Origin of the sequence: Streptomyces sp. 1331.2, from assembly GCF_900199205.1 — a bacterium.
Lineage (GTDB): Bacteria > Actinomycetota > Actinomycetes > Streptomycetales > Streptomycetaceae > Kitasatospora.
Map to the genome: position 1 here is coordinate 6,344,583 of NZ_OBMJ01000001.1, position 19,785 is coordinate 6,364,367.

18 protein-coding genes and 1 pseudogene are annotated in these 19,785 nt (G+C 69.5%); 11 read left to right on the forward strand and 8 right to left on the reverse strand.

Translation table 11 applies throughout. The features are described 5' to 3' along the window. Positions 1-162: 162 nt before the first annotated feature. From CRP52_RS27665 to CRP52_RS27675, 3 genes are all read left to right on the forward strand, one after another. On the forward strand, positions 163-642 hold the full coding sequence (locus CRP52_RS27665) for a hypothetical protein (RefSeq protein WP_097238869.1): 480 nt from the start codon (positions 163-165) through the stop codon (positions 640-642). 108 nt (positions 643-750) lie between these two features. Then, positions 751-2,457, forward strand: a complete 1,707-nt coding sequence (locus tag CRP52_RS27670; RefSeq protein ID WP_097238870.1) for a multicopper oxidase family protein — start codon at positions 751-753, stop codon at positions 2,455-2,457. Positions 2,458-2,761: 304 nt separating this feature from the next. Then, positions 2,762-4,717 (forward strand): APC family permease, encoded by a 1,956-nt coding sequence (locus tag CRP52_RS27675; RefSeq protein ID WP_257033141.1) that lies wholly within the window; start codon positions 2,762-2,764, stop codon positions 4,715-4,717. 147 nt (positions 4,718-4,864) lie between these two features. Here the strand turns inward: CRP52_RS27675 and CRP52_RS40630 are convergent, their stop codons facing one another. Continuing rightward, positions 4,865-5,548 carry a LysM peptidoglycan-binding domain-containing protein gene (locus tag CRP52_RS40630; protein WP_097238872.1) on the reverse strand — a complete coding sequence of 228 codons (684 nt, stop codon included), beginning with the start codon at positions 5,546-5,548 and terminating at the stop codon, positions 4,865-4,867. 291 nt (positions 5,549-5,839) lie between these two features. Between CRP52_RS40630 and CRP52_RS27685 the strand changes: the two genes are divergently transcribed. Beyond that, complete coding sequence (locus tag CRP52_RS27685; protein WP_143685835.1) at positions 5,840-7,450, forward strand: purple acid phosphatase family protein; 1,611 nt, start codon at positions 5,840-5,842, stop codon at positions 7,448-7,450. Between the two features lie 108 nt (positions 7,451-7,558). Here the strand turns inward: CRP52_RS27685 and CRP52_RS40895 are convergent. After that, positions 7,559-7,861 (reverse strand): annotated as a pseudogene (locus CRP52_RS40895) (ricin-type beta-trefoil lectin domain protein); the annotation flags it as partial. 30 nt (positions 7,862-7,891) lie between these two features. On the opposite strand from CRP52_RS40895, the gene CRP52_RS27690 reads away from it, so the two are divergent. The 4 genes from CRP52_RS27690 to CRP52_RS27700 all read left to right on the forward strand — a co-directional run bounded on the left by CRP52_RS27690 (position 7,892) and on the right by CRP52_RS27700 (position 13,064). Beyond that, positions 7,892-10,372, forward strand: a complete 2,481-nt coding sequence (locus CRP52_RS27690) for an RHS repeat-associated core domain-containing protein (RefSeq protein ID WP_097238874.1) — start codon at positions 7,892-7,894, stop codon at positions 10,370-10,372. A gap of 16 nt (positions 10,373-10,388) precedes the next feature. Then, positions 10,389-10,847, forward strand: coding sequence for an SMI1/KNR4 family protein (locus CRP52_RS27695; RefSeq protein ID WP_097238875.1), 459 nt, complete (start codon positions 10,389-10,391; stop codon positions 10,845-10,847). Between the two features lie 576 nt (positions 10,848-11,423). Next, positions 11,424-11,798 carry a hypothetical protein gene (locus tag CRP52_RS37745; protein WP_143685836.1) on the forward strand — a complete coding sequence of 125 codons (375 nt, stop codon included), beginning with the start codon at positions 11,424-11,426 and terminating at the stop codon, positions 11,796-11,798. A 333-nt stretch (positions 11,799-12,131) separates the two neighbouring features. After that, the gene (locus tag CRP52_RS27700) at positions 12,132-13,064 is read left to right on the forward strand and encodes a hypothetical protein (RefSeq protein WP_097238876.1); all 933 of its coding nucleotides are present in this window, start codon (positions 12,132-12,134) and stop codon (positions 13,062-13,064) included. A gap of 51 nt (positions 13,065-13,115) precedes the next feature. Here the strand turns inward: CRP52_RS27700 and CRP52_RS27705 are convergent, their stop codons facing one another. The 4 genes from CRP52_RS27705 to CRP52_RS27720 form a co-directional block, all read right to left on the reverse strand. After that, complete coding sequence (locus CRP52_RS27705; protein WP_143685837.1) at positions 13,116-13,466, reverse strand: hypothetical protein; 351 nt, start codon at positions 13,464-13,466, stop codon at positions 13,116-13,118. Between the two features lie 158 nt (positions 13,467-13,624). Next, a complete protein-coding gene (locus CRP52_RS27710) occupies positions 13,625-14,959 on the reverse strand; it encodes a hypothetical protein (protein WP_097238878.1) in 1,335 nt (444 codons plus the stop codon). 335 nt (positions 14,960-15,294) lie between these two features. Further along, positions 15,295-15,708 carry a peptidase inhibitor family I36 protein gene (locus tag CRP52_RS27715; RefSeq protein WP_097238879.1) on the reverse strand — a complete coding sequence of 138 codons (414 nt, stop codon included), beginning with the start codon at positions 15,706-15,708 and terminating at the stop codon, positions 15,295-15,297. A 175-nt stretch (positions 15,709-15,883) separates the two neighbouring features. After that, positions 15,884-16,237, reverse strand: coding sequence for a hypothetical protein (locus CRP52_RS27720; RefSeq protein ID WP_257032882.1), 354 nt, complete (start codon positions 16,235-16,237; stop codon positions 15,884-15,886). 192 nt (positions 16,238-16,429) lie between these two features. Here CRP52_RS27720 and CRP52_RS27725 point away from each other — a divergent pair, with 192 nt between their 5' ends. The 3 genes from CRP52_RS27725 to CRP52_RS27735 all read left to right on the forward strand — a co-directional run bounded on the left by CRP52_RS27725 (position 16,430) and on the right by CRP52_RS27735 (position 17,818). Beyond that, positions 16,430-17,281 carry a helix-turn-helix domain-containing protein gene (locus tag CRP52_RS27725; RefSeq protein ID WP_097238880.1) on the forward strand — a complete coding sequence of 284 codons (852 nt, stop codon included), beginning with the start codon at positions 16,430-16,432 and terminating at the stop codon, positions 17,279-17,281. A 15-nt stretch (positions 17,282-17,296) separates the two neighbouring features. After that, entirely contained in the window at positions 17,297-17,494 is a 198-nt protein-coding gene (locus tag CRP52_RS27730) for a DUF397 domain-containing protein (RefSeq protein WP_097238881.1), read from the forward strand. A gap of 126 nt (positions 17,495-17,620) precedes the next feature. Continuing rightward, the gene (locus tag CRP52_RS27735; protein WP_097238882.1) at positions 17,621-17,818 is read left to right on the forward strand and encodes a DUF397 domain-containing protein; all 198 of its coding nucleotides are present in this window, start codon (positions 17,621-17,623) and stop codon (positions 17,816-17,818) included. Between the two features lie 6 nt (positions 17,819-17,824). On the opposite strand, the gene CRP52_RS27740 is transcribed toward CRP52_RS27735, so the two are convergent. Both CRP52_RS27740 and CRP52_RS27745 read right to left on the reverse strand, forming a co-directional pair. Beyond that, positions 17,825-18,520: a sirohydrochlorin chelatase gene (locus CRP52_RS27740; RefSeq protein WP_097238883.1), complete on the reverse strand. Its 696-nt coding sequence runs from the start codon at positions 18,518-18,520 to the stop codon at positions 17,825-17,827. Beyond that, the gene (locus CRP52_RS27745) at positions 18,520-19,644 is read right to left on the reverse strand and encodes a uroporphyrinogen-III synthase (RefSeq protein ID WP_097238884.1); all 1,125 of its coding nucleotides are present in this window, start codon (positions 19,642-19,644) and stop codon (positions 18,520-18,522) included. Before CRP52_RS27745 ends, CRP52_RS27740 begins: the two co-directional genes overlap by 1 nt. Positions 19,645-19,785 lie beyond the last annotated feature (141 nt).

Sequence of the window (19,785 nt, forward strand, 5' to 3'; positions counted from 1 at the left end):
CGCTGTGGGGTCGTGACCGCCGCCGAGTGAGCCGTAACATAGCAATGTGAAATTGCACCTGCCAAGAGGGTGAACGGGGTTGACCCCGACTCGGATCGTCCGCCGCACTTCGGGATACCCTGCCGGGGTACGGTGCGGACGGAGACGGTGGGGAGGCGAACGATGGCGCAGCTGCGACCGTTCGGCCCTTCGCTGCCCCGGGCGCTGCGCCTGCTGCTCCTCGCCGCGCTGCTGCTGGGCATCGTGACGATGCACACGCTCGGCCATCCGACCGGCGGTCACGGGGGGCGTGAGGTGGCAGCCCGGCAACTGCCGGGGCACCACGCGGGGGGCGTACCGATGGCAGGTGCGGCCGAGGCCGAGTCCCCTGCTGCGCTCGCCGAGGCCGCTGCCACGTTCGCCGAGGCCGCTGCCACGGTTGCCGAGCCAGCCGCCGACGAGGGCATGGACCCGATGACGGTCTGCCTCGCCGTCCTCGCCGGCTGGACCCTGGTGCTCCTCGCCGCCGCCGGCCCGCTGCTGCGCCGTAGCGGCGACGCCGCCGCCGACGTACGGGCCCGCCTGCTGCGGGCCGTTCGCGCGCAGCCCCCGCCCGGGGGCGGGCGGATCCTCCTCAACCGGCTGTCGGTGCTGCGTCAGTAGGCGCGCGCCCGCCGTCCCGTGCCCGCGTGCTCCGCAAGGCGCCCGCGCGCGGAACGGCCGACGCGAGGTCCTGCACACCCACACCCACCGCACGAGGTGCACTCCGCCATGCGCACACCCACCCGTCGTACCGTCCTCGGCGCCGCGCTCGCCGCCGCCGGGACCGGCCTGCTCACCGCCTGCTCCTCCGACTCCGGCTCCGGCTCCGGCTCGGGCTCGATGAAGGGCATGGACCACTCGTCCATGAACCACTCCTCGACGAATCCCACCGCCTCGACGAACCCCACCGCCCCCGCCGGCTACCTCTCCCCGAACGGCCCCGAGGTCGCGGCCGCCGAGGCCCGGCGCAATCCCGGCCCGGAGCGCAAGGTCGCGCTCACCGCCACCGAGACGACCCTGGACCTCGGCGGCCGCACCGTCCGCACCTGGGCGTACGGCGACCGTCTGCCCGGCCGGGAGGTCCGCGCCACCGTCGGCGACACGCTCGCCCTCACCCTCGCCAACCACCTGCCGCAGCCGACCTCGCTGCACTGGCACGGCCTCGCGCTGCGCAACGACATGGACGGTGTGCCGGGCCTGACCCAGGCCGCCGTCAGGGCCGGCGCCTCCTTCGACTACCGCTTCGCGCTCGGCCACCCGGGCACGTACTGGCTCCACCCGCACTCCGGCGTCCAGCAGGACCGCGGCCTGTACGCGCCGCTGATCGTGGAGGACCCGAAGGAGCCGCTGCGCTACGACAAGGAATGGGTCGTGGTCCTGGACGACTGGGTGGACGGCATCGACGGCAGCACCCCGGACGCCGTCCTGGCCGAACTCGCCAAGGGCATGGGCGGCACGGGTGGCACGGGCGCCGATGCCGGCTCGACGGGCGGCATGGACCACTCCGGCCACGACATGTCGGGGATGCCCGGGATGGGGAGCGCACCGAGCGCACCGAGCGCACCGAGCGAACCGAGCACGCCCGGCACGGCCGGCACGCCCGGCGGCCCGGCCCGGATGCTGATGGGCGCCACCAGCCCGCTGCTCGGCGGCGACGCCGGTGACGTCGCCCACCCCTTCCACCTGGTCAACGGCCGTCTCGCAACCGCCCCCGAGACCTTCACCGCCAAGCCCGGCGACCGGATCCGGATCCGCCTGATCAACGCGGGCGGCGACACCGCCTACCGGGTCGCCCTCGGCGGCCACGAGCTGACCGTCACCCACACCGACGGCTTCCCGGTCGAGCAGGCCACCACCCAGGCGCTGCTGCTCGGCATGGGCGAGCGCTACGACGTCCTGGTCACCGCCAAGGACGGCGCCTTCCCGCTGACCGCGCTCGCCGAGGGCAAGAACGCCACCGCACTGGCCGTGCTGCGCACCGGCGGCGGCGTCGCGCCTGACGCCTCGGCACGCCCGGCCGAACTGGACGGCAAGCTGGTCACCGCCGCGCAGCTGAAGGCCGACCCGAGTGTCCGACTGTCCGTCAAGTCACCTGACCGGACTGTGCAGTTGGAGCTCACCAGCGGCATGGCGAAGGCCGACTGGGCGTTCAACGGCCGCCCGTACGACCCGGCGCAGCGCTACCCGGTGGCGGCGGGCGAGCGGGTGCGGCTGGAGTTCCGCAACAGCAGCGCCATGTGGCACCCGGTCCACCTGCACGGCCACAGCTTCGCGCTGCCGGACGGCGGCCCGCGCAAGGACACCGCGATCGTCCTGCCGGGCGCGACCCTGGCCGTCGACTTCGACGCCGACAACCCGGGGCTGTGGATGGTGCACTGCCACAACGTGTACCACGCGGAGACGGGCATGATGACCGTCCTCGGTTACCGGGCGTAACCCCGTCCGCATGCCGAGACGCCGGGGCGGGGATCATGATTCCCGCCCCGGCGCCCGACCCCGGTGCGCCACCCGCCGCGCCGGGTCACCCTTCCCGACCTGCGCCGTCATGACGTTTTCTTAACGCGGGCCGATGACGACTCCTTGACGCCTGTCGCATAGCCTGGCGCACTGCCGTCGCCCGACGGCGCTTTACGGGGTCTTGAACAAGAGGTGCAAGGTGGTTTCGTCGGGTTCGACGGAGACGGCGACGGAGGATCCGTCCTCGGCGCGAATACGGCTCCGCAGCTGGCTGCTGGAGGACATGTCCCCGGAGAAGGCCGCCCAGAAGGCCGACGCCGAGCGGGCACAGGCGCAGGCGCAGCAGGACGGTGAAGGCGGGGAGCCGGGGGGCTCCGCCGATCACCCTGGTCACTCTGCGCACACGGGCCAGCCGTGGTGGCGCGTGATGTGCCTGACCGGCCTGGACTACTTCTCGACGCTCGGCTACCAGCCGGGTATCGCCGCCCTCGCGGCCGGCCTGCTGTCGCCGATCGCCACGATCGTGCTCGTGCTGGTCACCCTGCTGGGCGCACTGCCGGTCTACCGTCGGGTCGCCAAGGAGAGCCCGCGCGGCGAGGGCTCGATCGCGATGCTGGAGCGGCTGCTGCCGTTCTGGAAGGGCAAGCTGTTCGTCCTCGCGCTGCTCGGCTTCGCGGCGACGGACTTCATCATCACGATCACGCTCTCGGCCGCCGACGCCAGCGCCCACCTGGTCGAGAACCCGCACCTGACCAGCGTGCTCGGCGGCAAGCAGATGGTGATCACGCTGATCCTGGTCGCCCTGCTGGGCGCGGTCTTCCTCAAGGGCTTCAGCGAGGCGATCGGCCTGGCCGTGGGGCTCGTCGGGATCTACCTGGCGCTCAACGTGGTCGTCGTCGCGGTCGGCATCTGGAAGATCGTCCAGGCGCCGCACGTCGTCACCGACTGGTCCAACGCGCTGACCGCCGAACACGGCAACATCTTCGTGATGATCGGCGTCTCGCTCGTCGTCTTCCCGAAGCTCGCGCTCGGCATGTCCGGCTTCGAGACCGGCGTCGCCGTGATGCCGCACATCAAGGGCGATGCCGGCGACACGGAGGCGAGCCCGGTGGGCCGGATCCGCGGCACCCGCAAGCTGCTCACCACCGCCGCCGTGATCATGAGCTCCTTCCTGATCGCCACCAGCTTCATCTGCACCCTGCTCATCCCGGCCAAGGAGTTCGAGACCGGCGGCGACGCCAACGGCCGCGCCCTCGCCTACCTGGCGCACGAGTACCTGGGCGGCACCTTCGGCAGCGTCTACGACCTGTCCACCATCGCCATCCTGTGGTTCGCCGGCGCCTCGGCCATGGCGGGCATGCTCAACCTGCTGCCCCGCTACCTGCCGCGCTACGGCATGGCCCCGCACTGGGCCCGCGCCGTGCGCCCGATGGTGATCGTGCTGACGATGATCGGCTTCCTGATCACCTGGCTGTTCGACGCGAACGTCGACGCCCAGGGCGGCGCCTACGCCACCGGCGTGCTGGTCCTGATCAGCTCGGCAGCCATCGCCGTCACCATCGCCGCCTACAAGAAGCGCCAGCGCGGCTGGACCATCGCCTTCGGGATCATCGCGGCGGTCTTCCTCTACACCACCGTGCTGAACACCATGGAGCGCCCGGACGGCGTCAAGATCGGTGCCTGCTTCATCGCCGGCATCATCCTGGTCTCGCTGCTCTCCCGCCTCAAGCGGGCCTTCGAGCTGCGCGTCACGGCCGTCGTGCTGGACGAGACGGCCGAGCGGTTCATCCGCGACTACGCCCACCGCCCGCTGCGCCTGATCGCCAACGAGCCGACCAAGCGGGACGTCGCCGAGTACCGCGACAAGATCCGGCAGATCCGGGCCGACAACGACATCCCGGGCGAGGACGACCTGGTCTTCGTCGAGGTGACGGTCGACGACGCGTCGGACTTCGAGTCCGAGCTGACCGTCCGGGGCGAGGTCCTGCACGGGCGCTACCGGGTGCTCACCCTGGAGAGCTCCAGTATCCCCAACGCGATCGCGGCGCTGGCGCTCACCGTCCGGGACCGCACCGGGCAGCGGCCGCACCTGTACTTCGAGTGGACCGAGGGCAACCCGTTCGCCCAGTTCCTGCGGTTCTTCCTGTTCGGGCAGGGCGAGGTCGCGCCGGTGACGCGCGAGGTGCTGCGCGAGGCCGAGCCGGACCGCTCGCGCCGCCCGCGCGTCCACGTCGGCTGACGGGTCCTTCCGGGCGACGGCCCGCCCGCTCCTCGTGAGCGGGCGGGCCGTCGGCGTTCCCGGGGCCTTCCGGCGGTACGGGACCGAATGGCGCCGCCCACGCCCGGGAGGGGAGGGCGTGGGCGGCGGCTCGGAGGGGGCGGGGCCTCAGGCGGGGAGGTCCAGGACCGTGCCCGGCTGAATGAGGTCCGGGTCCTCGCCGATGGTGCTGCGGTTGAGGGCGTAGAGGGCGGGCCAGCCGCCCGGGACACGGAGGCGTTCGGCGAGGTCGGTGAGGGTGTCGCCGTCGCGGACGGTCCAGGTGCCGTCCTCGGCGGCGGTCGGCGCGGCGGTGGGTTTCGGCGTCGTGGAGTGTTTCGGCGCGGCGGCCGGGGGCGGGAGGACGGCGGCGTCGCGATCGTGGCTGCGGGTGGCGCGGGCGCCGCAGACGGGCCAGGGGGAGAGGCCGCGGTGTTCGGCGAGGTGCTCGGCGACGGCGATCTGCTGCTCGCGGGTGGCGAGGTCGGCGCGCGGGGCGTACCCGAGGCCGCCGTTCTCGCGCCAGGTGGCCTGGTCGAACTGGAGCCCGCCGTAGTAGCCGTTGCCGGTGTTGACGCGCCAGTTGCCGCTGCTCTCGCAGGCCGCCACGTTGTCCCAGTCGTACCGGCCGTCCTGGGGCCGGCTGTCCTGCGGCCGGCTCTCCTTCGCCCGGCTGTCCTCCGCCCGGCCTGGGTCGGAGCCGGTGCTGCGGCCCGGGGGTGCGGCGTGGGCCGCGGGGGCGGCGGCGAGGGCCACGGTGAGGGCGCAGAGCGCGGCGGGGACGAGGCGGCGGAGACAACCGGTGGCAGGCATGGGCGGCTCTCAGGTTCGGGGACAGGGCCTGCGCCGTCCGAAGTCGGCGCCCTCCCACCGACGCACGACCGGCCGGGCGCCCCGCCGCCGACACGTCCGTGGGGTCACCCGTACGGCAGGCCCGGACCACCCCGGCGGCCCGCGGCCAACCGGCCGTACGTGCCGCGCGGTCGTCACGGTCGTCACGGTCGTTCAACTGCCGTTCGCCGTGGGAACCGTCCGAAGTCGCCCGGGCGTGCGGTGGGACTGGGAGCCTCCTCGGCGATTCCCGGAGCCCAGGAGGCGGCAGTGGTGGCACACCCTTCGGCACATCCCTCGCGCAGGAGCGTCCTTCGCACCGCCACGGCGGTCGGCACGCTCGCCGCGCTGCCCGCGTCCACCCTGCTGTGGACCCAGCCCGCGGTGGCCGGCACCCCCGGGCCGGAGCAGGTCCACCTCCAGTGGGGCAACGAGCCGTCCCGCGAGATGACCGTCTCCTGGGCGACGGCGGCGAGCGTCAACCGCCCCCGGGTGCGGATCGGGACGCCGCGCGAGGGCGCGGGCCGTACGGTCGGCGCGCGCAGCCGCAGCTACGTGGACGGCCTCAACAAGGTCGAGACCTTCACCCACCACGCCCGGCTGAACGGCCTGCGCCCCGACACCACCTACGTCTACGAGGTGCTGCACGACGGCGCCGAGCCGGTGCGTGGCACCTTCCGCACGGCGCCGGCGCGCGGCCGGGCCGCGTTCCGCTTCACCAGCTTCGGGGACCTGGGCACGGGTGACAACGTGTTCGCCAAGTCCTCGATCCACGGCGCGGCCGCCGTCCGGCAGGTCGAGCAGTTCGACCCGCTGTTCCACCTGCTCAACGGCGACCTCGCGTACGCCAACAACAACCCGCAGCTCCAGCCGCAGGCCTGGAACGCGTTCATGAACAACATGGCGAAGTCGGCCGCCAACCGCCCGTGGATGCCCACACCCGGCAACCACGAGGTCGAGGCCGGCGGCGGGGACCTCGGGTACGCCTCCTACCTGACCCGCTTCGAGCTGCCGGACAACGGCACCCGCGACCACTGCGGCAACTGGTACGGCTTCCAGGTCGGTTCGGTGCTGTTCGTCAGCCTGGACGGCAACGAGATCGCGGTCGAGGACGACGCCAGCATCGACCCGGCCACCGGGCACTCCATCTACATCAGCGACTACAGCGAGGGCGCCCAACTGCGCTGGCTGGAGCGGCTGTTGTCGCGCGCCCGGGGCGGGTCCTCGGTGGACTGGATCGTGGTCTACCTGCACCAGTTCGCGATGTCCTCCTCGGCCGCCAGCCACGGCGGCGACATGGGCATCCGCGAGAAGCTGCTGCCGCTGCTCGACCGCTACTGCGTCGACCTCGTCCTGGCCGGCCACGACCACGACTACGAGCGCACCCACCCCGTGCGCGGCACCGAACCGGGCGGCCTGCTCACCCCGGCCGTCGCCGACGACGACCTGCGGCAGATCGACACCTCGCAGGGCACCGTCCACCTCATCCTCGGCGGCGGAGGCACGGCCGGACACGACGACGTCTACCTGCCCGCCGACGCGGACGGCGTGCGGCAGGCCTCGGTCCGCACCCAGCGGCTCACCTTCAAGGCCGACCCCGACGCCAAGGAGAAGGCCCACTGGTCGGCCGTGACCGACCCGGACACCCACTTCCCGTACGGCGTCGCGGTGTTCGACGTCGACCCGGGCCTGCTCCCGGGCGGCCGCACCACCATCACCGTCAGCTACTACCACTCCGTCCCGGCCACCGCCGCCAACCCCCTCCCGACGCCGGTCCTCTACGACCGCTTCACCCTCTACCGCGACCGCAGCGACGGCTGGGACGACGACGACCAGGACGAGGACGAGAACCGCGACTCCCGGAACGCCGCCGCCGCCCGCTGACTCCGTCCGTACTCTCCAACTCCCCAGGCCCGCAGCATAATTGGCCGGCAAGCCGGGTCACGTTGCCGTGACCCGGCTTCCCGCTGCTACGTCACCTCGCCTGGCACGTCACGGGGTGCGTTCAGGGTTCAGGGTCCACTGCTGGTTCGCCTGGATCCCGGGGCAGTTGGAGATGTCGAGGCGAGCGCCCTGATCGGTCGCCCCGTTGGGGACCTCCAGGCACCTGCCGGAGGGACTGGCGGCAGGGTCCACGGTGGCGGGGAGGTAGATGCGACCGTCGGGACGCACGGTCCACCTCTGGCCGGTCCTGCCGTCGCAGTCGGTGAGGATGACGCCGGTTCCGTCGAGGAGTGCGTTGTCCTTGGTGGAGAGGCAGTAGCCCCCGGCCCGAACCGTGCCGTCGGAGGCGAGGTTGAAGCGCTGGTGTCATGGTCAGCGCCGGTGGCAAGCTCTGGCGCACCCCTCCGCAGGCCGGACGGCAACTGGCAGGTCCAGGGCTGGGGTGACGTCTACAGCGTCACCGGCGCGCTGAGCGGGGCACAGACCGACCACGGCCAACTCGCGCTCGCCAACACCGACGACGGGCTCCAGGTCGTCGCACTCGCCCAGGGCAAGCCATGGCACGTGGTGCGCAACAGCGCGGGGTCCTGGTCCCAGTGGGCCGATGTCACCGGCGTGGCCGGCCAGATCGCCCCGCTGACCACCGTCGGCGCTGCGGGGGCCGGGGTCGGCCTCAACGTCACGGTCGCCGGGGCCGGCAAGCTCAGCGAGACCACGAGGGACGGGACCACCGGCAAGTGGTCCGCCTGGTCGACAGTCGCCACCGGAAACGGCACGGGCAGCAGCACGACCCAGGCCTTCCGACCGATGGGGAGCACCAACACCCCGACCGCTGCACCCAACACCGGCGGTGGAACAGGCGGGCCCCACGCGCTGCTTAGCTCCACCACCACAACTCCCACCGGGTCCAAGGCCGTCAGCTACCAGTACGACGCCAAGGGCCGCACCACCGCCATCACCGACACCGGCGGCACCGCCACCCTGGCCTGGAACGGCGAGGACAAGCTCGCCTCCTACGCCAGGACCGGCCAGGCCGGTGCCACCACCTACCTCTACGACGCCGACGGCAACCCGCTGATCCGCCGGAGCCCCGGCAAGACCACCCTGTTCCTGCCCACCGACGAACTCACCCTCGACACCGCCACCGGCTCCATGAGCAACGTGCGCTCCATCAGCGCAGGAGGCGGCCTCACCTTCACCCGCGTCACCGCCCCCATCGGCGGCGGCACCGTCCTCATCCAGGCCGCAGACCCGCACGGCACCAACAGCGTCCAGATCAACACCGACGCCGCCCAAACGGTCACCCGCCGGGACACGGACCCCTTCGGCAACCTCCGCGGCACCCAGCCCACCGCCGGCCAGTGGGCCGGCACCAAGGGCTTCGTCGGCGGCACCAAGGACGACACCACCGGCCTCACCAACCTCGGCGCCCGCCAATACGACCCCACCACCGGCCGCTTCATCAACCCCGACCCCATCCTCGACGCCGCCGACCCGCAGCAGTGGAACGGCTACGCCTACAGCAACAACAACCCCGTCAACCTCTCCGACCCCTCAGGCCTGCACTTCGAGGAGTGCAGCAACGGGATGTACACGTGCAGCGGCGGGATCACGCCGATCGAGAAGGGGCGAGACTACGACCAGATCGTAGAAGAAAACAAGAAGACCGAACAGTTCCAGGCGTACTCCGCATACAGCTACTGGCGAACGCATAAGACGCTTCGCGAGCAATATGCGACAAAATGCAGCAACGGTCGATGCAACCCAAATTCCAAGGAAGGCCACGAAGGCAACAACAGGGACTTCCTTTTTGGCCTCGGCACAATCGTGGTGGCGCCGCTTGATCTCGTGCACACGGTTATTCATTTGGGTGATCACGAATATAGCAAGCCAGGCCCGATGGCTACCTATATAGACTGGGCCCAAGGTCACGGCCTTGACCCGCAAAGTGCACATTTTGTGTCGGGAGCGTACGCCCCTGCTGCGGTCGGCGATGCCTACGCCGCCAACCCGGAAGTTCCACAAGGGTGGTGCAACAGCTTCCCTGCCGGCACCAAGGTTCTCCTCGCCGACGGAACCACCAAGCCGATCGAGCAGCTGACCATCGGCGACCAGGTCACCGCCACCGACCCCCAGACCGGCGATACCGCCGGCGAGCGTGTCACGAAGACCATCATCACGCCCGATGACAAGGACTTCACCGATCTCCAATTGACGACCGCGGTAGAGGCAAACCCGGCGGCGGTCCCCAGTACCATCACCTCAACCCAACACCACCCGTACTGGGACGTCACCACCAAGCGGTGGACCGATGCGGCAGACCTCCAAGCCGGCCACCAGCTCCTGACCCCAGCGGGCGACACCGTCACCGTCGCATCGGTTCGCAACTACCACACTGACTCGACGTCTGCCTATAACCTGACCGTTAGTCAGCTCCATACGTACTATGTGCTGACAGGGGCCACGCCGATCCTCGTGCACAATTGCGGGGACACTCCACCCGGGGTGCAATGCGTTTGCCTTCCTGGTACAGGTACGGGCCCTGCGGACGTGGCAATCCGGAATTCCGGGCCTTGGACTCGTTCTGACATTATTCGAGGCTCGCTTGGACTTCGACCCAATCAGGTTGGAAGCCGAATGGAGATTCACCATGCAGATCAGATGCCTGGGTCGGCAATCCACGAGCTTGATCAAAGTGTTCACCGAGGGGCCGGAACGGATCTTCACCGAAATCCGCACAATCAAGGCGTCACGAAGGATATGCGCAAGGAAGATACTCAGCTGCACTGGTGGTACAGGTCCCAGGAGCAGGGTTGGGGAACGTACAGCCCGGACCATTGGTTCGATAACTGGGCGGAATGATCGTTAGGTGAGAGTCATGGAGTTTGAAGAGTTTGAAGCAAAATTGGTTGCGGCTCGCGCAAAACGTGCTGGCCTCAACAGTCCAGAGGGGTTTGATGTATTTGAGTTTCGAACCGCTTCGGAAGATGACCTCATGGTGGCTGAAGAAGCTCTAGGTGCGCGGCTTCCTGGTGAGTACAAGGAGTTTATGAAGCGATATGGCGGAGGGATGTTCCTATTCCTCGACTTGCTGCCGATCGCTAGTTCCGACGACCAGGAAGACGATCTACTGAAGGTGAACCTTCGGGAGTTCCTTGACGCCGACTTTATCGCTGTAGCCCCGGTCGGCACAGGAGACTGGTGGGGGTTCTCGGTCATTGACGGGCGATGTGCGGACCAGATCAATTTCTGGGATCACGAGGATGGGCGAGTTCAATTTGAGGCCGCCAGCTTCCTCGATTTCCTGGCTCATGAAGGGCTTCGCGCAGGGAGATAGCTTCCCGGTGACCCCCGCCAGAATCTCGGGCACTGTTTGATTGCTCCGCCCCGCTGGTCATCCAGCGGGGCGGAGTGCTATGAGCAATGTGGGGTGGATGGGGGCCAGAGTGTCCCGTAAGCCAGAGTTCGACACAGGCGGGTTAATCGCCGCGCCGGTGAACAGGTTCGGCAGTTAAAGTCCTGGTGCCTGCCCCGCCTGAGTCGGCCGTCGGCCGGTGAACTGCTTGCCACCGTCCGGCATTACCTGTCCTGTGTGCTTCGAACGTCCCATACGGCCGACTCAGCGCGCGCCGCCCGCTGCGCAGCCGATGCCGTGACGCAGTACTGGAAGGACCGAGCGGCAAGATTTGATGGACGATGAACGCTATCGAGGCGAGCGAATGACTGATCGAGCTGGTTCGACCTTCGCCGCTGACCCTGTCGTAGCAGGGCGGTGGATCTGGTGGCAGCCTGATCCGGGTGACGCCAGGGAGGGTGGGAGCAGCCCTGACGCAAGGTGAATTTTTGGATGAATTTGTCGAGTCGGATAGTTTGAATGCTGCATAGGATCGCGACCGATTGTTGGATGGTGGACATGGACGAGTTCATGGCGAACGTTCCCTGGGGGATCTTGAAGATTGAGGCAGCGGGCGGCGGTGGGGATATCCCAGATGCGGACAGAGGGGGCCGACCGGTATCGGCGAACGAACGCTGTGTGACCGTCACGGTTTTGCATGGTGACTTTGGGCCCGTGCGAGTAAGAATTGGCGAACATGGCGATGAGGGAGGCGCAGCTTTGGCATTCTTGGGAACCATTGAGTGTCGAAGCGGAATTCTTGAGATCTCGGATATTGTTGGCGAGAAGCCATATTTCCAAATGCCAATTGAGCCGGGCAGGGTGAAGATTTCCGTAGAGCTTGACAAGTTGGAGGATGCGGAGATCGTAACTATCAAGGTGAAAGCGGCTTAGTAGGATATCGTCAGCCCGTTTCCCGGTGTGGAATCTACGCACTGCCGGCTGGCGGGAGTCCGGCTGCTGAGGGCGCCTACAGCGATGCGCATGGCCTCACGAAGGTCTGACCTCAGTGACCACGGCCCCCGCGGGCGGATCTTCGCGGCCCCCGGGTGCTTGTAGCGCACCCGGGTGTGGCGGACAATCCGCAGTTCGTCGTAAGACAGGCCAGGGGCCCGCGGGCAAGACTGTCTTCTGCATGTCCATGCGGATCACCGGCAGTTCTGCTCTGCCGCTCGGATCAACAGCACGCGCCATTCGCACTCCCACACCACCAGAAGGTTGGAAGCGATGCACCTCCGTGCCACGACCCGCAAACTCCTCCTCGCCGGCCTGGCGCTCGCCCTCGGCGCCGCCCCGTTGCTGGCCGTCCCGGCCCAGGCCACCACCTCTACGGTCGCTCTCGCACCGGTGAGCGCGGCCGCGTCCGTCGCCCTGCCGGGCGCCCGAATCTCCGTGTCGACCGCCTTGTTCGCGCTCTCCCCCGACCGGAGCGGTGTCTTCAACTGGAACGGCGCCACCTGGACCCAGGTCGGCGGTCCGGCTGCCACCATCGTCTCCGGCGGCGGCGGGCTGGTCGCCACCAACCCGACCAGCGGGGACCTCTACGTCTACAACTGGAGCCCCAACAGCTGGTCCAGGATCGGCGGGCCGGGCAAGCAGTTCGCCCTGGACGGCAGCCGCCACGTCTTCGGGCTCAGCCCCGACGGCAGCGGTGTGTTCGTCTGGATGGGCGGCACCAACTGGAACCAGATCGGCGGCCCGGCAAGCAGCATCGCCGCCGGCGGCAACACCCTGATCGCCACCAACCCCAGTACCGGGGACGTCTGGCGCTACGACGGCACCGGATGGTCCCGGATCGGCGGCCCCGGCGCCCAGTTCGCCGTGGACGACGCGGGCCGCGTCTACGGCCTCAGCCCCGACCGCAGCGGCGTCTTCCAGTGGCAGGGCGGCACCGACTGGACCCAGGTCGGCGGCCCGGCCGGCAGCATCGTCGCGGGTGGTGGTGGCACCCTGCTCGCCACCAACCCCACGACCGGGGACGTCTGGCGCTACAGCGGCGGGAGCTGGTCCCGGATCGGTGGCCCCGGCGCCGAGTTCACCATCGACGGTGCCGGCCACGTGTACGGCCTCAGCTCCGACCGCAGCGGCGTCTTCCAGTGGCAGGGCGGCACCGACTGGACCCAGGTCGGTGGCCCCGCCGCCTGGCTCGCCGCCTCCTGAGATTCGACGACGACCCGGGCCCGCCGCGCCACTTCGCGCGGCGGGCCGTCCTCACGTGCCGCCCGTGGCTCGAACGTAGACGTCCGCCGCCCCCCGGCGGCCGCCGGGCCGGCGCACCACGAAGACCTGCCGCCCGGCCTGCCCCTCCGGAACCAGCGCGCCCTCCGCCGGCTCGTCGCCGGGGAGCGCCGCCCTCAGGTCCTCCGGCAGGGGGGCAGTGGTACCAGGCTGCGGCAGGTCGTACGTGCTGAGGAAATCGTCGACGTTGACGTCGTCGCCGCCGTCGATCCCGTAGTGCAGGTACGCGACCGGCACCCCGCCGACGGTCCGGGCGAGCACGGCGTCCGCCGGCACGTAGTACCGCCCCTTCTTGGGATGCTGGTCGTGATGCAGCCCCGCCACCCGCTCCGCACGGTCGCTGTCGGTCTCAGGCTGATCGCCGAACCGGAGGAACCCGGTCGCCCCCCACCAGAGGCATCCCACGGTGACCAGGATGCAGAGCCCGAGGAACGCGCCCAGGACTCCACGCCGCAACGGCCTGCGATCGGGCCGGCTGTATGTCATGTCAGAGCTTCCTGCTCCTGGTCTTGCTGGTTCCCCCCCATGTCGAACTCCCGGGCCAGTCCGGTGCGGTGGAGGCGCTGGATGTCCTGGTCCGTCACCCGTCCCACCCCTGGCACATCGGTGCTCTTCCCGTTGTCCCAGTTGTACCGGTCGCGGACGTTCGTCCTGTAAGTGACGGTCACCTCGGGTGGAGCGCCGGGCGACGTCGGCTTGACCTCGACCTTCGCTTCGGTGTTGTAGTGGAAGGAACCAACCGCGTAGAACCAGTCCTTGCTGCTGTCCGGCGTTGCGGACATGGGTTGCCAACCGGTCTGCTGGACCAGCGCGACGGGTTTGCCCGTTCGTCGGTACTCCGCCAGGGCCTCGGCCTCCCAGCCGCTGAGGTTTCCGTCCAGCGTGGTGTTCACGCTCTGCTGGAAGTCGGGGATGTCCTTCAGCATGTCCTCGACGTTCAGGTCCAGCGGCTCGCCCGTGCCGGAGAGGTAGTGCGCCATGTTGGCGCTGGCATGTGTGCCACCGGCCGCGAATGGCATGGCGGCGATTCCGGCCCCCAGCGTGGCTGCCAGCTTGTGGTCCTTGTCGGTAGGGCTCTCGGTGTTGTAGTCGCCTGCGCCCCGGTCGTAGGGATCGGGCGGCAGCAGCACCCCGCCCTCACCCCCGAAGACCTTCGGTAGGGCGCGTGCCGCGGCCAGATCCTCACTCACCACCCGCTTCGTCCAGTCATCGAGGTGGCGGTAGGCCACTGCGTCGTCAATGCGATCCAGCTCCTGCCCCGCCGTGTTGCTGACATCGGCCGCGTACTTCTTGGCAGCCGTCAACAGGTTACGGATGTCTCCGGCAACGGCGGCCAGGCGACGGGACTCACCCAGGCTCTCCGGGTCGTTGCTCCCGCTCAACCAAGCCGGATAGCCGATGTCGCCGTCGTCCTTGATCGTGAGGTCGTTGGCATGAGCGAGATCGTCCGCCTCGAACACCCACCGGCGAGCCAGGGCCAGACCTGCGGCGGCATTCACCAGGGTGAGCCGAGCAGCTTCCATCTCCTGCTCGGCGATGGACAATTCGTCAAGCAGGTCGGACAGCACCCGGCGCCCCAGGTCGGCGGCGTCGCCGCTCCAGCCCTCCTGAAGCGTGGAGAGCACGTCGACGGCGAGATAGCGCGCGGAGCCAAGGGCGGTCCCGACCTTGTCCCACTCTTCTGCTGCCCGATGGAATGCCTCGGGGTCACAGGACCGAATCTGCTGCAGTGTGACTGGCTTCGCGAAGTGACGCTCGTGAACGGGTTCGGCGACCTTGCGGCGGCCGTCCGGAGCCTCGTCGTAGACGGACGGCATCAGTTCTTGCCCTCCAACAAGGAAGCGGCGTTCTGCAGTTGCTCGGCAACGGCGGCTTCCTGCCGATAGTAGTTGGCCGCCGTGATCCGAAGCCCCTCAGCGAGCTTCCTCATCGCGTCGGTGATCCTGCTGGTCTCCTGGGCAACACTCCTGGTTCTCACGCTAACGAGAGGGCAGCGGCGGGCGCAGGTGAACGGGATGACCCGTGAGGGAGCCGACCCATGCCTTCGTCGGCCGGCGCGCCATCCGGACGGGTGTGTTGACGGATGGCGGTTCAGGAAGCCCGCAGGGCCTTCACGTGAGGTGGAGGCCCTGCGGATTCCTCGGATGGTCTGTCAGGAGAGCAGGCGGGCGTCGTTGTTGGCCGCGCCGTTGAGGGATCCGGCGTAGCCGGCCGGGTAGGACAGCCAGAAGCCGTCGCTGATCTTGTCGACCCACACCGTGTGGTCGGTGTTGTTCACGATCGAGGCGGCGTTCTGGTAGATGGTCTGGCCGTAGCCGGAGCCGTTCGCCCAGTGGGCGAAGGTGAAGTTGTGCAGGTCGACGTTCTGGCCCGGGGACCAGTTCTCGAACGAACCCCAGCCGACCCCGGGAGAGTTGTAGTACAGGCAGACGGTTCCGTTGGGGCAAGCCTCCACCCCGCCCGGACCTGCGGCGTAGGCGCTGCCGGTGGCCATGGCCACCGCGCCGGCCGTCAGTGCCGCCACTGCTGCGAGCCTGGCCGCACGCGGTTTGATCGTGATGCGCATTCCGTACTCCCGTCCCAAGTCGACAGTGCAGGAAGGCCGGTGGGTGCGGTCCGATGTCGACCGGTGCCCGTTCGAGGCCTCGAACAGGCTGGCACGGCAGTCTCGTTGGCGCCATGGGTTCGCACGGTTCCGCTTGTGGACACATCCGGAGGCGGCGGCGCCGGTTTCGGAGGGCTCAGGCGGCCTCGGCCCGGCTGGTCGTGGCGGCACCCGGCTGGGCGAGCCAGATCAGCCGGGAGGTGATCCCGGGCCGCCCGGCGAAGTGCCGGACGGCCCGGTCGGGGGAGGAGAGGGTCAATCGGGCCCGCCCGTCGATGCCGATCACGTGCGCCGACCCGTCACCGTTGGCGAATCCCCAGGCCACCACCCACCCGTCGGCGTCCGCAAGGCCTTCGTCGGACACCTGGACGACGGCGAACAGCCGGGGTGCGGTGTCGAGCACCAGCTCGCACAGCTCCTGTTCGAAGGTCGGGGCGGATGGCGTCCCGAGCCCGACCGAGTGGAGGTTTGGTGAGGGCGCAGCGGTCATGGAAGTCTCCTACATAAAACGGGAGGTGGACGCCTGCGCTGCCACGATCGTAGCAGCGCAGGCGTACCTGACGCAGAATCAAAAGTAGCCAGTCGGTAATATGTAGTCCACCGCCATTGAGATATTTGAAGCACCTTCACTCCAATGGGTGATGGATGCCGACGATGGCGGTTGAGAGTGAGGAGACAGCGGATGCCGCCCAGCAAGATTCCGCCGAGCATTCGGCAGCGGCGCCTCGGCGCAGAACTGCGCCGGCTGCGCGAGCAGGCAGGTCTGTCGGTCACGCGAGCCGGGGAACTGCACGGCACCCAGCAGTCCCGCATCAGCAACATCGAATCCGGGGGATACCCGGTGAGCGCGGACCGGGTGCGGACCCTGGCGCGTCTCTACGGCTGCACGGACGACGCCCTGATCGAGGCGCTGACGCACATGACCGGTGGCCGCACGCGAGGCTGGTGGGAGGAGTACCGAGAGATCCTTCCAGCTGGAGCGCTCGACCTGGCCGAACTCGAACACCACACGCATTCGATGCGGATCGCTTCCGCGATTCACATCCCCGGACTCCTCCAGACCCCGGAACACGCTCGCGCGCTCTTCCGAGATGCAGTTCCGCCCCTGTCGCCACCCGAGGTAGAGCATCTCGTCTCCCATCGCATCAAACGGCAAGCAGTGATCTTTGGCGATCAGCCCGTCCAGTTGTCGGCCATCGTCCACGAGGCCGCCCTGCGTATGGGGTTCGGTGGCCGGGACGTCGCGAGCGCACAGTTGGATCACTTGCTGACCATGAGCGAGAAGCCTCACATCGACCTTCGGGTGATCCCATTCGGCACTGGCAGCTACCCCGGTTCCGGCGCTGGCATTGTCTACTTCAGTGCTTCGGTGCCACGGCTGGACACTGTCCAGGTCGACACGGACAAGTCCGAGTTCATCGACACCGAGCCACAGCTGATCAAGTACCGAGCCGTGATGGATCGGCTGGAGGCACATTCGCTCAAGCCGCGTGCATCCCGCGACCTCATTCGCCACATCGCCCAGAGCATCTGAGGACAGGAACGAAGCATGGCCGCTACCGACTGGCAGAAGTCCAGCTACAGCGCAGACGCAGCAAACTGCATCTACCTCGCAGCGGCTGCTGACGGCACCATCAGGATCCGCGAGAGCGATGACCCCGGCACCATCCTCACCACCGCGCCGGACAGGCTCCGCATCCTTATATTCGGTGTCAAGGCGGGAGAGTTTGACCACCTGACTACGTGATCCCTCCGGACGATCCTGCAGGCGGCTTTGGGGGGCGTCGCCGCTTCGGCGTGGTCGAAGCGGCGACGAGTGACAGGAAACCCCCCGGCGCCGTAGCGTCAATGGGGACACCTGAGAGGAAGCGACATGGAAGCTCTCAACTGGCAGAAGTCCAGTTACAGCTCTGAGTCGGCCAACTGCATCTACCTTGCCGCAGCTCCTGACCGCGCCATCAAGCTCCGTGAGAGTGATGACCCCGGCACCATCATCACCACCACTCCTGACGCGCTTCGGGTCTTCCTTGGCGGCGTCAAGGCGGGCGAGTTCGACCACCTGACGGCGTAGGGCGGCTCAGGCGGCGGACCTCAGGGGTATTGCCGCTCGGGCCTGGTCATAGCGGTGGAGGACCAGCCGGGCCACGGCGGGGTGGGCTGCCAGGGGGGCGGTGGTCCAGGGTGCTCCGGAACCGGTGGCGCGGCGGGCGAAGAAGCCGGGGGAGAGGAGGTAGGTGGCGAGGGCGACGGCGGGGTGGCCGGCGGCTTGGAGGGTGGCGACTGCCTGGCGGGGGGTGGGGGTGGCTGCGGAGAGGTGGGCCGGGGTGACGTCGCGGCCGAGGCGGGTGGCGAGGAGGTAGGCCATTCGCTCGGTGTCGGCGAGGGCGGTGGGGTCGGAGGAGCCGGCGCCGGCCAGCACCACTGGGGCCTGGGGCGGGGCTCCGCTCTCGGTCAGGCGGTCGGCCAGGGCTTCGGCGAGCAGGGGGTGGGGGCCGAGGGCGGGGGCGAGGTGGGTGCGGGGGAGGCCGGCCGCTGCGAGGGCGGCGGGGAGGTCGACCCGCAGGTGGTAGCCGGTGCCGAGGAGCAGGGGGACCAGGATCGGCTGGCGGCCTGCGAGTTGGGCGAGGGCGTCCTCAAGCGAGGGGCGTGCGAGGTCCAGGAAGCAGCAGCGGACGGGCAGTTCGGGGCGCAGGGTGCGCACCACCCGCAGCAGCGCCCGTACCGAGGTGACCGCTGCCGGGTCTCGGCTTCCATGAGCGACGGCGAGCAGCATCAGCCCGCCGCCAGCCGATAGCCCCGCTTGGGAACGGTGCGGATCAGCGCCGCGTGCGGCCCGAGGGCGGCGCGCAGGCGCCCGACCGCCGCTTCGACGGCGTGTTCGTCGGCGGTGGCGTCCGGCCAGGCGGCGCGCAGGAGTTCGGCGCGGCTGAGGACCCGGCCGGGGCGTTCGGCGAGGGCGCGGAGCACGGCGGCGCCGCGCGGGCTGAGCCAGTGGCTCTCGCCGTCGACCAGGGCGGCGTTCCCCTGGAGGGTCAACCGCTGCCCGGCGAGGTCGACTTCACGTCTGGTGCGGACCGGCAGGACCTCGGCGAGCAGTCGGACGAGGGAGCCGAGCCGGCCGCGTTCGGGGTGGACGGCGGGCAGTCCCAGGTCGGTGAGCGGGCGGGCGCACAGGCTTCCCACGCACACCGGCAGGACGTCGGCGCGCAGGGCGTCGATCAGCGCCTCGTACAGCCCCTCGCTCTCGGCGGCGGCCAGCAGTGCGGTGATCGCGGGCGCGCTGGTGAAGGTGAGGGCGTGCACCTGGCGGCGGACGGTCTGGTCGAGGAGTCTTCGTACCGCGCCCGGGTCCTCCGGGGGCGCCCAGCGGTAGACCGGGACGGAGATCACCTCGGCGCCGCGTTCGCGCAGCGCGGCCGCGAAGGCGTCGAGGCGGACCCCGTGCTCCTGGACGGCGATCCGGCGCCCGGCCAGGGGGCGGGCGAGCAACCAGGTGAGCAGTTCGTCGGTGGCCTCGGTGCCGGGGGAGTAGCCCTCGTTCAGCCCGCTGGCCCGGACGGCGCCGGTGGCCTTGGGGCCGCGGCTGAGCACCACTGCGCCGCGGCAGGCCTCGGCGAGGGCGGCGCCGCGGTCCCAGCCCTCGGCCGCGCTCATCCAGCCGCGCCAGCCGACGCCCGTGGTGGCCACCACGTAGTCGAGCGGGCCCGTCAGGCAGCGGTCGGTGGCCTCGCGCAGGGCGAGGTCGTCGGCGAGCGGCAGGATGCGCAGCACCGGCGCCTCGACCACCTGGGCGCCGCGCCGGGCGAGCAGGGCGGTGAGCTCCTCGCGGCGGCGGGCGGCGGTGACCCCGATGGTGAAGCCGGTGAGCGGTCCGGGCTGGGTGAGGGTTGCTGCCATGCGGGTCAGCCTGCGGCGAGGGTGTTTCGGGGGCGTTGCCCGGCCGTCACCCGGCGGTAAGCGAAAGTGCCGCTCCGGTTACGGCAGATGTCCGGCCGTGCACCCCGGTGCCCGGGCGCCGTGAGCGAGGCGTACCGCGGC